Here is a 13,533-nt window from a genome sequence, read left to right as displayed (position 1 = left end):
TATATCTTAGATTTCCTTAAGGTTGTCCTTGTAAGTACGGCCTATGGGCAACTCCTTGCCGTCTCTGAGCTGTACCATACGTGAATTGAATGATACGATGTGGTTTTTCAAAATCAGGTATGACTTATGTATTCTAATAAATCCCAGAGGACGGTGCATTTCTTCAAACTTTGCCATACGTTCCAGGACCATGTATTTTTTATAGCGGGATACAATTTTGAGGTATTCTCCAAAACCTTCTATCCAAAAAATATCATCCAGTTTTACTTTGTTTACAATGTTGTCTGATTTAAACATAATGTAATCTTCAACAATGTCTTTAGATTTTATAAAGCGGTGGTATTCTTTGGCTTTTGTGATGGCCTTTTCAAAACGCTCAAAACTTATGGGTTTTATAAGATAATCTACAACATCAAGTTCAAATGCTTTGGCGGCATGTTGCTCTTCGGCAGTTATAAAAATACAGAGCGGCTTGTTGTGTGTGTTTTGTAGTAATTCTATCCCGTTGATGCCGGGCATATTAATATCCAGTATCAGCAGGTCAACTTCATTGTGCTGCAAAAAAACCATGGCTTCCTTTGGGTTGCTGTAGGTAGCCAGCAACTTTATGTCATCCGTTTTGGTACAATACTTTTTTATCAGTTCCAGCGCAAGGTATTCATCATCTACGCCTACAACCTGCAATTGGTTCATAACTTTATTTTGAGAGTAGAAAAGTACGTCTTATTTGATAATTCATCAAACAATTCATAATTTTCTGCGTATTCCATTGCTAATATTTTTTTCAATGCAACCAGTCCCATTCCGTTATATCCTTTGTTATTACTAATTTGAGCGTGTTCTGGTACAGAGTTTTCTATTCTGAACAACAAGTTATCGTCTTCCTTATCAAACCTCACAGAAATATAGGCATCCATGTCTGTTCCAATGTCTGAATGCTTGAGTGCATTCTCAAAAAGAGTAAAATATATAGAAGGAGGAATCTCTACCTGTTCCTGCACTTCACTATCATTTAGTTCAAATACTATATGGAGTGTATTGTTGTATTTGAGCTGATATAAGCCAGCAAGTGCTTTCATCATTTCAAACTCTTTGTGTATGGCAATAGTTTTTTTGTCGGTTTCATATATGACATATTGTAGCAACTGACTTAGCTGTAGTATTGCTTCGGTCGTATTAGCATGCTGGCTGTAACTGCCCGCATAGATATTATTAAGAGTATTGAGTAAAAAGTGCGGATTTATCTTTGACTTCATAAGGTTGAGGTCGGTCTCATTTTTTTTTACCTCAAGGTCGAGATAGTCATATTCTATTAAAAACTTATGTTTTGATATTCCTAAAAAGGAAGCTACTAAAATCACGATACTTTGCGAACTGTATACACTTATCAAAAAAAGCGTTTGGTCTTGTGCTACACCACTTCCTTTTGAAAATTCAGGCTCAGCGAGCAGTCGTAGCAATGTTGTTGATATAAATAATATCAGGGCATACAACAGGTATTCAGGATACTTATTGGTTTGATAATAGGCAGGAACTAAATAGGCATAACAAACGATATACAAGGCAGTATTGATCGTCATAATAAATAGTATCCTATACAGCGCAAAAGGCATGTCGGTAAAATAAAACATTGAAATTATCAGAAAGGAGGTATATATAACAAAAAATAAAACATGTTGAAACCTGATAAGGTTCGTCCATTGTTTTTTCATGAGGCTGCCTATAATCTTTTGTTCAAACAGTAATCTAAAAGCTACAAGGAGGATAATGATGTTTATTAGTAAAACCATACTTTTTTGTGTTAAAAATTATTCACCCGTTAAAATTATATCATTTAAAATACAAATATCATTATTTTATAATAGGCACTTTGCGTTGTTTGTTTATTAAATGAGTCGTTCGTTGAAAATTAATTTTTTGAAAAAATCAATCCTATACTTTTACCTCACACAAATAAATTAACAATTTATCAGAATGTATAGAATATATATATCAATCATGTTTTTTTTAATGCTTTTTTCTACGAAAGCATCAGCACAACAAGATAATCTTAACATGTGGCTGCAATATACAATGTCGGCAAAACTGAGCGAAAAGTACAGCTTTACAGCCCTTTCTCAATATCGCGCATACGATTTGGTAAAAGATTCACGTCTTTTTTTAGTTTCGACCTATCTTGAAAGAAAGCTAGACAACGACCTGTATCCGGCTGTGGGTTTCATGTTTTTGGTGCTACAACCGTACACAAGTTTTACCGATAAAAAGATACGTTATGAAAACAGGCCGTTTCAACAGTTAACGATTAAAAGTAAACTTGGGCGTACTACATTATTACACCGTTATCGTGTCGAAGAACGTTTTTTAACCAATCCTGATGATTTTGTTTTGAGGCTGCGTTATCTCATATCGTTAAAAATCCCATTGGGTAAAGAAAAGGGAAATAACCTCTTGTATGGCATTCTAAAAAATGAAATCAGGATGAATGTGGTAAAGGAGGAACAATTTGACAGCAACCGGATTACAGCTGGATTGGGTATCAATCTTGGTAAACAATCAGCAATAGAACTTTCATTTGTCAATCAGGTAAGCCCTGATGATACAAGCAATTATGTGTTGGCGGGGTTTAGAAACTCATTTGACTGGTCGGCTAAAACAGAAAATAATTAAACTTAAAAATATAGAGTCATGCTTACAATCTTAGGATTTTCAATGATCATTGTATTTATGTACCTGATCATGACAAAACGCTTGTTTCCGTTAACGGCGCTAATACTTATCCCTATTCTTTTTGCTATTTTAGGTGGTTTTACTGCCGATCTTGGTTCAATAATCATGGAAGGTGTAAAGAATATTGCTCCCACCGGAATCATGCTTATTTTTGGGATACTCTTCTTTAGTATAATGATTGATGCGGGATTATTTGACCCGTTGGTAAACCTAATATTAAAGTTTGTAAAAGGCGACCCTTTAAAAATAGCCGTGGGTACTGCCTTGCTTACCATATTGGTTTCGCTTGATGGTGATGGTGCCACTACATATATGATAGTTGTAGCCGCAATGTTGCCATTATATAAAAAACTGGGCATGAATCCGCTTGTTCTCGCGTGCATTATAATGCTTGGTGGCGGGGTAATGAATATACTACCTTGGGGCGGACCTACAGCACGTGCGATGACGACTCTTAAAATGGATGCATCAGAATTGTTTATGCCTATGATACCGGTCATGATTGGTGGTATACTATGGGTACTATTTGCAGCATTCTGGCTTGGGCTTCGCGAAAAAAGAAGGATTGCACGCGAAGGCGACATGAACAAGCACCTTATAAATGAGGAAGAAGTTGTTATAGAGCGTGAACTCAGAAGACCAGGTCTGATATGGTTCAACCTTCTGCTTACAATACTACTGTTGGCCTCAATGATGTTTGATGTGTTGCCATTGGCCGTTTCCTTTATGATAGCATTCTGCATCGGGCTTATTATTAATTATCCAAAAGTAGAGCAACAGCAAAAAGTAATGAGGCTGCATGCGGGCAATGCTCTTTCTGTAGCATCGATGATATTTGCGGCAGGTATTTTTACAGGCATACTTTCTGGTACTGGAATGATGGATGCTATGGCAGCTTCTATGATATCAGTGGTACCAGATACTTGGGGGAGTGCTTTTCCTGTACTAACAGCCGTAAGCAGTGCACCGCTAACATTTTTTTTAAGCAACGATGCTTATTATTTTGGCATACTGCCATTAATTACAGAAACGGGATTACACTTGGGCGCTACAAAGTTAGAAATAGGAGCGGCATCGCTTATTGGTCAGGGCGTTCATCTGTTAAGTCCGCTTGTACCCTCAACTTATCTTTTAGTAGGTTTGGCAGGTGTTGAGTTTTCTGACCACGTAAAGTTTACTATAAAATGGGCTTTGGGCTCATCACTTGCTATGCTTATTGCGGCCTTGCTTATCGGGTTAATAACTTTTTAAAATTACCTTTACGGAGCAATTTAATGAATAAGGTTTAAAAAATGGATACCACACAACAACATCCGGAAAGTACTGGAATACCGCAAAAGTATTTGAAAAATTTAGCAGCTTATGTTACCATAGCGTTGCTGTTGGGAATTGCTGTGGGTCACTATTATCCTGAACAGGGTATTCAGCTGGATTTTTTAGGCAGTGGATTTTTATATCTTATTGAACCGCTTATACAGCCCATAATATTTTTAACGATAATTATAGGTGTAAGTAGTATTGATAATCTTAAAAAAGTGAGTCGTGTCGGGTTCAAGGCGCTCGTTTATTTTGAAATAATAACTACTCTTGCCATGATAATGGGTATAATGGCAGCATTATTTATAGAACCGGGCAAGATAGAAAAAAGCTTTATCGATGCGGCCTTACCCAAACATTTTACAGCTACCGAATCACTTAATGACGGCTGGTTTAACTTTATAATACTTAACCGACCGCTGGTATTGGTTCTGTTGGCAGTTATAACAGGTGTTTTGCTTAGCCTCTCTCCGGGCCGGGCAAAGTACGTAACCACGCTGCAAAAAATTATGACCTTTTTGTATAAGATACTGATGTACCTGTTTTTGCTTATACCGGTTGCTGCTTTTGGCGGAATGGCTTACGCAGTATCGCGATTTGGTATACATAGCCTGTTGCCTTTAGGCAAATTGCTAGCGACTACTTATATAACAATGGCTCTCTTTGTATTTGTTGTACTGGGACTTTTGCTGCGTTATTACAATATAAGTCTCTGGAAGTTTCTGAATTATATTAAAGAAGAACTGCTTATTGTTTTTAGTACATCGTCATCCAGAACAGCGTTTCCTTTAATTGTTGCAAAGCTTGAAAAAGCGGGGTGTAGTAAAGCTGTAGTGGGGCTTTCAATACCGTTGGGCTATTCTTTTAACCTTGCGGGTGCGTCTATATTTTTGCCAGTATGTACATTGTTTGTTGCTCAGTTGTTTGACATCCCACTTACGCTTCACGATATCATAACTATAGGGCTGGTTATCATGGTTACATCAAAAGTAGCATCGGGAATACCTGGTTCTGGTTTTATAGCGCTTACCATAACGTTTACAACACTTAATAAATTTCCTTTAGAAGGATTGGCACTGCTTTTCAGTATTGATAAGTTCATGAACGAAGCCCGTACCATAACTAATTTTATAGGCAATGGTGTAGCGGTTATAATCATTTCTAAATATGAAAAAGACTTTGAGCCAAACCCCGAAATAGATCTTTCCATATCAAAATAAATAAACAAGCCATTATGGCATCATTCTTTAAAATAATACAAAATGACTGAATTACTTACGACTATTAATAGCCTTTGGCAAGATATTATTGCACATCCCGGTACATCACTGGCAATTATTGGAAACCTTATTCTTATCGAGAGCTTGCTCTCTGTTGATAATGCAGCTGTACTGGCTACAATGGTAATGGATTTGCCCGAAAATCAGCGTGATCGTGCGCTTAAGTATGGTATCTGGGGGGCTTATTTCTTTAGGGGTGTTGCCATGATATTTGCTTCGGCACTTATTGCCATTTGGTGGCTTAAACCTATTGGTGGGCTTTACCTGCTCTATCTGGTGTATTCATGGTACAAAGACAAGCAAAAAGAAGGAGGCGAAGAAGAAAAAGTAAATAAGGAAGGTAATTGGTTATACCGTGTAACAGTAGGCTCAATAGGCCATTTTTGGGCTACTGTTTGCCTTGTGGAGCTTATGGATATGGCCTTTTCGATTGATAATGTATTTGCAGCTGTAGCCTTTACGCCAAATATCATATTAGTATGCATTGGTGTATTTATAGGTATTTTGGCGATGCGTTTTATAGCACAGTGGTTTGTGGGGCTTATGCAAAAATACAATTTTCTGGAAACCGCAGCTTTTGTAGTAATTGCCATTTTAGGGATTAAACTGGCGTTATCTTTATATGAACATTTTTATCCCGAAACAGCATTCAGTAAATTCTTAGCAAGCCATGCCGCAGATATAGGAATCTCGGTCCTTACCGCTGCCGTATTTTTTGTACCGATACTAACAAGTACCTTCTTTAATTATCCAATGAAAACCAAACCAGTTGCCAATAAATAAATTTTAGCGCTAAGCATAAGCTTAGAATAGTTGAAGGATTTAACTTGGAAAGCTAGTATAAGGGTTGACTGTATCGAGGGTTCGAATCTCGTGCTCTCTGAAATAAAAAGGGGCTGTCTCAATATGACAGCCCCTTTTGAATTTGATAAAGTTTTGATTCTCTTTTTTGTTGGATTTTAGATATTCTAGAAACTGACTTCTTTTAATTTTGAATGTGTCATTTGCGTATTAGAAAAACCAACTCAAATTTTATTGTAGACGAATTCTGTAAGTACTTTTATTTTTTGAATTTTTCAATTCGTTTAGAATAGATGTTATTGCCAAAAATAATCGCAGCCATTAAAAATGGAACAAAATGTGAAATTTGCCCAAAAAGACCAATTCCAGTTTTTAAGCCTTCGTCTAATGTTTTAAATATGCCTATACCAATAAAGAATAAGCAAATAACAAATAAGACAAATTGAATTTTATAATTTATTTTAATCATGATTTTGAACTTATGTCTCGTTTTGAAATAGTGATACAAAAAAGGATCGTGTATGTATTAAGAATTTATTTCTCTTTTAACAATTTCTCCAAATACTCATTTTTATCCTTTTCAGACTGTAATAAACGTTCGTATAGCTTTTCTTTTTCTTCATAAACTTCAACCAATTTATCTAAAGGATTAAAAGTACAATCATTATAATGCTTGTTAAAAGCTCCATGATCATAAATATTATTAAAATAATTGATTACGGCTTCTTCAGAAAAGTTCTTAATGGCTTCAACAGTCATTCCAAGTACTTTTGCCACTTCTTTCAATTTTTCATCATCAATAGTTTCGCTGTTTTCTATAGCAGAAACCGATTGTTGAGATATACCTAAAGCTTGTGCCAATGCTTCTTGCTTCATGTCTTTAAGTTCACGAATACGGCTGATTTTTCGCCCTATATGATATGGTTTTGTTGCTGTGCTCATAAATCAAAGATATTTAAAAATTTTAGAGAAAATAGATTTTAGTAAAAAACAGATTCTTTTTTGTAAGATACGGATTTCATTATTGATGCAAAAATACGGTTTTTCTACTCTGGTACAAGTCTGTTATTCGGATTCGTCTACAATAAATTAATCAAAAATTAAAAGCAATTGATCAGATTTTCAGTAGTAGTAATATTAAAAAATACATTGAAAACAGAAATTTGATGAAGGCTTTCAAATCTTATTTTTAAGTTAAATTTATTAGATAAATTATTATATATTTGGCTCCTTTTGTTACCTAAAAAACTAGAATGGATTTACCTCCTTATTCGCCAGGACTGCATAAACTGGTTACTTTACATGTCGATGAAATTCAAAAACTAACCAATAGTCAGGGTTTTGTTGATGCAACCCATATAATTTTAGAAAAGTATGAATTGGAGAAGGTTGGTGCGGTTGTACACAATTTTGACAACGATAGCTTTACAATTTCATTCTGTTTAAAAGAATCTCATATTTGCATACACACCTGGCCAGAATACAATCAATTAACACTGGATGTTTATTTGTGTAACTATCTTCAGGATAACTCGCAAAAGGTCAAAGACGTAATGGCAGATTATATCAGCTATTTTGAAGGAAAGATTATTAAAGATTTTGAAATTAACCGATAGTATATGAAAATTCATTGTTACGATTGTAATATAGAAACCGAATTACAGGTTGGTTTTGACGTTGTGAATTTTGTCTGTCCTAATTGTCAGAGTTTATATGCTCGGGACAAAGAAGGGATGTTTCGCAAAAAAACTCAGTATAAAACGACAATCAATGATTTTCCTTTAGCGATAGGTGATGTTGGTTTTTTAAAAGGAAGCGAATATAAAGTTACAGGCATTTTGGTAAAGAAGGTTCATCCTGATTATAGATGGACCGAGTTTATACTCCAAAACCATAAAAATGAATTTGTCTATCTTTCACTTTCTCAAGGGCATTGGATTTTATTAACTCAAATGGAAGAGGTTTTTGAGGTAAAAAAACATCCTCTGATTTTGGAGCATAATAAGGAAGACTATAATATTTTTGAATATTCAGATGCCGCAATTATAAATGCTCAGGGGTTTTTCGATTTCGAATTGCCTCAGAACAGGAATATTCATTTAGTGGAGTACATAAGACCACCGTATATGATTTCGGTGGAAAGAATGAATGGTGTTGAAACCGCTTTTTACGGAGAATACATTAAAAAAGGAGAAATAAAAAAGGCTTTTAAGAAGATTACTTTACCGTATCAGTCTGGTACAAATATGGTTCAGCCTTATGGATTTGATCTCAGAAATACCGGAATTATTTTCTGCTTTATTGCTTTATTGATCATTACGGCCAACTGGTATATCTATAAGGATCAATTCGAACAGAATGTTTTTTCTAAATCAATAAAGTTTACCGAATTTGATAATAAAGAAGTTACAAGTGATGCTTTTATTCTGAACGGAGGTTCGGCACCATTGACCATTAAAGTTTCTACAGATGTTGATAATTCATGGGCCAATCTGAATGTCGCTTTAGTAAATGAAGTGACCAATGATGAAATTTATGCAAACAAAGACATCGAATATTATCACGGCTATACGGACGGAGAGTCCTGGACAGAAGGGAATAATTCTGAAGAATTTAATATTTGCGGTGTAAAAGCAGGCAAATACCATCTTTTAATAACACCAATGAAAGCGCCAGAAGATGTTATTAATAGCGAAATGCGTGTAAATGTGGTCTGGAATGAGCCTTCAAGCAGAAATGTATGGATGGTTGTTATTGGCATGATTATCATTTACTTAATAATATGGTTTTTTAATTATAATTTTGAAAAAGGGAGATGGGCAGACAGTTCTTATTCTCGCTATGAGGAATAAACAGTTATGAAAAAATTTTTGGATTTTATATTTAATAATGCCGCTTCACTAGCAATAGGACTTTTTTGCTTTGGAGTTTATCTTTATTTTGCAATGGCAGGAAATCGAATTTGCGACTGTGAAAGCACAGAAAATTACAAGTCAACGGGAAGCCGTACTTCTTATAACCGTTTTTATCACAAATAACATTTTACTATGGATTTAATACATGTTCAACCAGTAGTTAATTCAGTCATTTTTTCTTTTTTAGGAATTATCATTTTATTGGCAGCTTACTTAATTATCGAAAAAATCACTCCTGAAAACACCTGGAAAGAAGTTGGGGAGAAAAATAATGTTGCCGTTGCAATTGTTCTGGCTGCATTCATCATCGGGATTTCGATGATCATTAGTGCGGCAATTCATGGGTAAAAAGTTTCTTAGGTTTGAATTTCTTTTGCTGTTTGCCGTATTTATTATTGCGACCTGCGGGCTTATTTATGAGCTTGTCGCAGGAACATTAGCAAGTTATTTATTAGGCGATTCCGTAAAACAATTTTCATTTATAATTGGAGTTTACCTGTTTTCGATGGGTATTGGCTCCTTTTTTTCAAAGTTTTTTCACAAAAACCTGCTCAATACATTTGTCGAAATCGAGATTTTGGTTGGTTTGATAGGCGGTTTGAGTTCGGTAGTTTTATTTCTATTGTTCGAAAGTGTCGAATCCTTTCAATTCATATTGTATCTGTTTGTTTTTGTAACAGGTTTTTTGGTCGGATTAGAGATCCCACTTTTGATGAATATTTTAAAAGACAAAGTCGAATTCAGAGATTTGGTCTCTAATGTATTTACATTCGATTATATCGGGGCTCTGTTGGCGTCAATACTTTTTCCTTTGGTTTTAGTTCCAAAATTAGGGATAATGGGAACGTCTCTTTTCTTTGGAATGATCAATGTTAGCATAGCCATTGTGTTGTGCTTTTTGCTTACTAAAGAATTAAAAAAGCCTTACTTCTTAAAGGTAAAAGCTATTTTTTCATTTTTAGTCTTACTTACGGTTTTTATTTTTTCAGATGTTATTTTATCTTATTCAGAAGGAAAATTATATGGAGAAAATATAATTTACACTAGTACAACTCCTTATCAGCGAATTGTTTTAACACACAATAAAAGTGATTACAGATTGTATTTAAATAACAATCTCCAGTTTAGTTCTGTAGACGAATATCGTTACCATGAAGCCTTAGTTCATCCAGTAATGTCAATAGCTAAAGAGGTAAAAAACGTTCTAGTTTTAGGAGGAGGTGACGGATTAGCGGTTAGGGAAATACTGAAATACAAAGAAGTCCAAAAAGTGACCTTAGTCGATTTGGATGAAGGAATGACCAAACTTTTTAAAATCAATAAGGTTCTGACAAAATTCAATCAAAATTCATTAAACAATCCAAAAGTTACGGTTGTAAATACCGATGCCTATATCTGGGCAAAAAGCTGTACCGAAAAGTTTGACGTTGCGATTATAGATTTTCCTGACCCTTCAAATTATAGTTTAGGAAAGCTATATTCTCTGAATTTCTATCAAACTATGAAAAACATCTTAAAACCGGATGCGGCAGTTGTGATTCAGACTACTTCACCCTATTTTGCTCCAAAATCATTTTGGTGTATTAATAAAACTGTGATGCAGGTTTTTCCGCAGGTTGATGCTTATCATGCATATGTTCCTTCGTTTGGAGAATGGGGATATACCATCGCAATCAATGGTTTTGGAACTACTTTTAATGAAGTAAACCGAAAAAGCCCGGGATTGAAATTCTACAATTATCAATTTGACAGATTTAATTATTTTACTAACGATATGATTTCTAGTCAAGTAGAAATCAATCGTTTAGATAACCAGATTTTAGTACGCTATTTTGATGAAGAATGGGGAAAATTGCAATAGAGGAAGACGAAATTTCGTAAAAGGAATTACGGCATCTTTGCTTTTAATCCCTTTTTTACAATTTTGCTCCGATAAAATAGCAGTTCTGATGATTCGGTTATCAGGAACAAATCATCTTTTAGGACATCGTTTGTGGATAAAGGACTTTCCGAAACCACAGCAACAAGTAAAAATCCCTTATTTAATTATTGGTGGTGGAATCTCAGGTTTGAGCGCTGCACGTCAGTTTCATAAAAAAGGAATCTCAGATTTTTTATTGATTGAAATGGCAGATCATTTGGGAGGGAACTCTTCTAATGGGGAGAATAAATATTCTAAATACCCTTTGGGCGCGCATTATCTGCCGCTTCCAAATTTTAATGATAAAGAACTTCTCGGTTTTCTTGAAGAAGAAAAAATTATTCTTGATTACGATAAAAATGGACTTCCTGTTTTTGATGAATTACAACTGACTTTTGCACCGGATGAACGGTTGTTTTATAAAAATAATTGGCAGGAAGGCGTTGTTCCAAAGGAAGGAAACTCTCCGGAAGAAAATAAAGAATTTTTGCGTTTCTTTAAAGAAATGGATGCCTTTCGAATTGCAAAAGGAGAAGATCAGAAGTACTTATTCGATATTCCTCTTTCTCTTTCTTCTAAAAATGAAAAAACAAGAGTATTGGATAAAATTACAATGCAGCAATGGTTTGAAGAGAACAATTTCAAATCAGAACCTTTGTTTAATTATATTGATTATTGCTGTAAGGACGATTTTGGATTAGGAATTGCCTTTGTTTCGGCCTGGGCAGGAATTCATTACTTTGCCGGAAGAAAGCAAGATGCAGCTGTAGAAAAAATGGATAGTGTTTTGACATGGCCGGAAGGAAATGCAAGATTGACACAGCATCTTAAGAAATATACAGAGCAAAAAGCACTGAAAAACCATTTGGTTTACGAGGTGAAAATTGAAAAAGAAAAAGTTATTGTTAAAGCTTTTGATGATGTCAAAAAGACAACAATAGAAATAATAGCAGATAAAGTTATTATGGCAACACCGCAGTTTGTAAACCAATATCTCATCAAAGACCGAAAACAATTTACAAAACAGTTTCATTACACGCCTTGGCTTTTGGCGACTTTAGTTGTAAACAATTTGACTGACAATTTAAGTTTCCCGCTTTCGTGGGATAACGTAATTTATGAAGCAAAAGGCTTAGGTTATGTTTACGCACAACATCAGACGTTAAATCAGATTCAGGACAAAAAAGTGGTTACGTATTATTACAGTTTTTCATCCGGAGATTTAAGGAAAATGCGCAAAGAAATTTATAAAAAAGACAAAGGATATTGGAAACAGGTTGTCTTTAATGATTTGAAAATTGCCCATCCGGATATTGAAAATGATACCGAAGAAATGGAAGTTTTTTTATTAGGGCACGGAATGATTTCTCCGGTGCCTGATTTTATTTTTGGAGAAGCAAAAGAGAAGGCTTCACAGAGTATCGAAAATCGAATCTATTTTGCTCACTCCGATTTGTCGGGAATTTCAATTTTTGAAGAAGCTTTTCATCAGGGAATTAATGCCGTAAATAAAATTTTAGATGGAACAACCCTGGATTCATAAAGCAAAAACAGACTCATTGTTTATCATTGGCCCTTCATTTTTTGTGTTGGCAGTTATTTTTGTTTTTCAGAACTATATCACTTCGATCGAAAATAATTATTCTTTTTATACCTGGCTTTTTCTAATTGTTTTTATTGATGTCGCACACGTTTATGCCACCTTATTTAAAACCTATTTTGTAAAAAGTGAATTTCAAAAAGACAGGAAAAGATTGATTCTTTTGCCTGTTATTTGTTTTCTTACCGGCTTAGTTTTATTCTCTTTCGGGAGCTTAGTTTTTTGGTCTTTTCTGGCTTATGTGGCTGTTTTTCATTTTATTCGACAGCAATATGGTTTCATGCGATTGTATGCGCGTAAGGAGGAGAAAACGAAAGTTTCTGTGTGGATGAATAATCTGGCAATTTATGCTGCTACAGTTTACCCAATGCTATTTTGGTTTCTTTCTTCTGAAAGAAAGTTCAATTGGTTTGTTGAAAATGAATTCTTTCGTTTTGAAAATAAAACCGTCTTAGAAATTTTGTTTTGGGTTTATATTGCCATTCTATCTCTTTATGTTATTCGCACTATAATCGTTTCGGTTAAAACTAAATTCTTTAATATCCCTAAAAACAGCATTATTTTAGGAACTGTGCTTTCGTGGTATTTCGGAATTGTTTATTTCAACGACGATCTTATTTTTACTTTGCTAAATGTGGTTTCACACGGAATTCCTTATATGGCTTTAGTGTATTTTAAAGAAATTGATGGGAAGAGTAGAAAAGAAATAGGTGCTTTGACTTATTTAAAGAGATACAATGGCGTTTTAATTTATATTGGCATATTAGTGTTAATTGCTTTTTCAGAAGAGTTTCTCTGGGAGTTTTTTGTCTGGAATGAAAATATAACGTTGAGCCGTTTCGATTTTTCAGGATGGCAGTTTCTATTAGTGCCGCTTCTGAGTGTGCCTCAATTTACACACTATATTTTAGACGGCTTTATCTGGAAATCTAAAAAGTAAAAGTAAACTTAAACTAAAGCTTAATATTAAAC

General features: G+C 34.6%; 14 protein-coding genes. 10 read left to right on the top strand and 4 right to left on the bottom strand.

Features of this window, described 5'->3' with window-relative positions:
* Positions 1–6: 6 nt before the first annotated feature.
* Entirely contained in the window at positions 7–693 is a 687-nt protein-coding gene (locus tag FLA105534_RS06975) for a LytR/AlgR family response regulator transcription factor (protein ID WP_173965313.1), read from the bottom strand.
* Positions 690–1,790 (bottom strand): sensor histidine kinase, encoded by a 1,101-nt coding sequence (locus tag FLA105534_RS06970; protein ID WP_173965312.1) that lies wholly within the window; start codon positions 1,788–1,790, stop codon positions 690–692. Before FLA105534_RS06970 ends, FLA105534_RS06975 begins: the two co-directional genes overlap by 4 nt.
* A 184-nt stretch (positions 1,791–1,974) precedes the next feature.
* On the opposite strand from FLA105534_RS06970, the gene FLA105534_RS06965 reads away from it, so the two are divergent.
* From FLA105534_RS06965 to FLA105534_RS06950, 4 genes are read left to right on the top strand one after another with little or no spacing between them, the layout of a single operon-like run.
* The gene (locus FLA105534_RS06965) at positions 1,975–2,667 is read left to right on the top strand and encodes a DUF2490 domain-containing protein (protein WP_246253187.1); all 693 of its coding nucleotides are present in this window, start codon (positions 1,975–1,977) and stop codon (positions 2,665–2,667) included.
* Between the two features lie 18 nt (positions 2,668–2,685).
* Positions 2,686–3,978 (top strand): CitMHS family transporter, encoded by a 1,293-nt coding sequence (locus tag FLA105534_RS06960; RefSeq protein ID WP_173965311.1) that lies wholly within the window; start codon positions 2,686–2,688, stop codon positions 3,976–3,978.
* A gap of 41 nt (positions 3,979–4,019) precedes the next feature.
* Positions 4,020–5,264, top strand: a complete 1,245-nt coding sequence (locus FLA105534_RS06955; RefSeq protein WP_173965310.1) for a cation:dicarboxylate symporter family transporter — start codon at positions 4,020–4,022, stop codon at positions 5,262–5,264.
* 42 nt (positions 5,265–5,306) lie between these two features.
* Entirely contained in the window at positions 5,307–6,107 is an 801-nt protein-coding gene (locus FLA105534_RS06950; RefSeq protein ID WP_173965309.1) for a TerC family protein, read from the top strand.
* A gap of 277 nt (positions 6,108–6,384) precedes the next feature.
* Here the strand turns inward: FLA105534_RS06950 and FLA105534_RS06945 are convergent, their stop codons facing one another.
* The gene (locus tag FLA105534_RS06945) at positions 6,385–6,594 is read right to left on the bottom strand and encodes a hypothetical protein (RefSeq protein ID WP_173965308.1); all 210 of its coding nucleotides are present in this window, start codon (positions 6,592–6,594) and stop codon (positions 6,385–6,387) included.
* Positions 6,595–6,659: 65 nt separating this feature from the next.
* Positions 6,660–7,067, bottom strand: a complete 408-nt coding sequence (locus tag FLA105534_RS06940) for a helix-turn-helix domain-containing protein (RefSeq protein WP_173965307.1) — start codon at positions 7,065–7,067, stop codon at positions 6,660–6,662.
* A 311-nt stretch (positions 7,068–7,378) separates the two neighbouring features.
* Between FLA105534_RS06940 and FLA105534_RS06935 the strand changes: the two genes are divergently transcribed.
* The 6 genes from FLA105534_RS06935 to FLA105534_RS06910 all read left to right on the top strand — a co-directional run bounded on the left by FLA105534_RS06935 (position 7,379) and on the right by FLA105534_RS06910 (position 13,501).
* Entirely contained in the window at positions 7,379–7,741 is a 363-nt protein-coding gene (locus tag FLA105534_RS06935; protein ID WP_173965306.1) for an S-adenosylmethionine decarboxylase family protein, read from the top strand.
* Between the two features lie 3 nt (positions 7,742–7,744).
* Positions 7,745–8,977 carry a DUF4178 domain-containing protein gene (locus FLA105534_RS06930; RefSeq protein ID WP_173965305.1) on the top strand — a complete coding sequence of 411 codons (1,233 nt, stop codon included), beginning with the start codon at positions 7,745–7,747 and terminating at the stop codon, positions 8,975–8,977.
* A 195-nt stretch (positions 8,978–9,172) separates the two neighbouring features.
* On the top strand, positions 9,173–9,388 hold the full coding sequence (locus FLA105534_RS06925; RefSeq protein ID WP_173965304.1) for a DUF350 domain-containing protein: 216 nt from the start codon (positions 9,173–9,175) through the stop codon (positions 9,386–9,388).
* A complete protein-coding gene (locus FLA105534_RS06920) occupies positions 9,381–10,901 on the top strand; it encodes a polyamine aminopropyltransferase (protein ID WP_173965303.1) in 1,521 nt (506 codons plus the stop codon). The genes FLA105534_RS06925 and FLA105534_RS06920 overlap by 8 nt, the downstream gene beginning before the upstream one ends.
* A complete protein-coding gene (locus tag FLA105534_RS06915; protein WP_173965302.1) occupies positions 10,876–12,504 on the top strand; it encodes an NAD(P)/FAD-dependent oxidoreductase in 1,629 nt (542 codons plus the stop codon). Before FLA105534_RS06920 ends, FLA105534_RS06915 begins: the two co-directional genes overlap by 26 nt.
* A complete protein-coding gene (locus tag FLA105534_RS06910; protein ID WP_173965301.1) occupies positions 12,482–13,501 on the top strand; it encodes a hypothetical protein in 1,020 nt (339 codons plus the stop codon). The genes FLA105534_RS06915 and FLA105534_RS06910 overlap by 23 nt, the downstream gene beginning before the upstream one ends.
* Positions 13,502–13,533 lie beyond the last annotated feature (32 nt).

Origin of the sequence: Flavobacterium collinsii, assembly GCF_902804485.1 — a bacterium.
Taxonomy (GTDB): Bacteria; Bacteroidota; Bacteroidia; order Flavobacteriales; family Flavobacteriaceae; genus Flavobacterium; species Flavobacterium collinsii.
Note: the sequence above shows the minus strand (reverse complement) of the source record. Positions and strands in the feature narration are given on the sequence as shown.

Coding starts and splice junctions, on each gene's coding strand:
- FLA105534_RS06945 (WP_173965308.1), bottom strand. CDS start 6,594: ATGATTAAAATAAATTATAAAATTCAATTTGTCTTATTTGTTATTTGC.
- FLA105534_RS06930 (WP_173965305.1), top strand. CDS start 7,745: ATGAAAATTCATTGTTACGATTGTAATATAGAAACCGAATTACAGGTT.
- FLA105534_RS06955 (WP_173965310.1), top strand. CDS start 4,020: ATGGATACCACACAACAACATCCGGAAAGTACTGGAATACCGCAAAAG.
- FLA105534_RS06910 (WP_173965301.1), top strand. CDS start 12,482: ATGGAACAACCCTGGATTCATAAAGCAAAAACAGACTCATTGTTTATC.
- FLA105534_RS06965 (WP_246253187.1), top strand. CDS start 1,975: ATGTATAGAATATATATATCAATCATGTTTTTTTTAATGCTTTTTTCT.
- FLA105534_RS06920 (WP_173965303.1), top strand. CDS start 9,381: ATGGGTAAAAAGTTTCTTAGGTTTGAATTTCTTTTGCTGTTTGCCGTA.
- FLA105534_RS06950 (WP_173965309.1), top strand. CDS start 5,307: ATGACTGAATTACTTACGACTATTAATAGCCTTTGGCAAGATATTATT.
- FLA105534_RS06935 (WP_173965306.1), top strand. CDS start 7,379: ATGGATTTACCTCCTTATTCGCCAGGACTGCATAAACTGGTTACTTTA.
- FLA105534_RS06975 (WP_173965313.1), bottom strand. CDS start 693: ATGAACCAATTGCAGGTTGTAGGCGTAGATGATGAATACCTTGCGCTG.
- FLA105534_RS06915 (WP_173965302.1), top strand. CDS start 10,876: ATGAAGAATGGGGAAAATTGCAATAGAGGAAGACGAAATTTCGTAAAA.
- FLA105534_RS06970 (WP_173965312.1), bottom strand. CDS start 1,790: ATGGTTTTACTAATAAACATCATTATCCTCCTTGTAGCTTTTAGATTA.
- FLA105534_RS06940 (WP_173965307.1), bottom strand. CDS start 7,067: ATGAGCACAGCAACAAAACCATATCATATAGGGCGAAAAATCAGCCGT.
- FLA105534_RS06960 (WP_173965311.1), top strand. CDS start 2,686: ATGCTTACAATCTTAGGATTTTCAATGATCATTGTATTTATGTACCTG.
- FLA105534_RS06925 (WP_173965304.1), top strand. CDS start 9,173: ATGGATTTAATACATGTTCAACCAGTAGTTAATTCAGTCATTTTTTCT.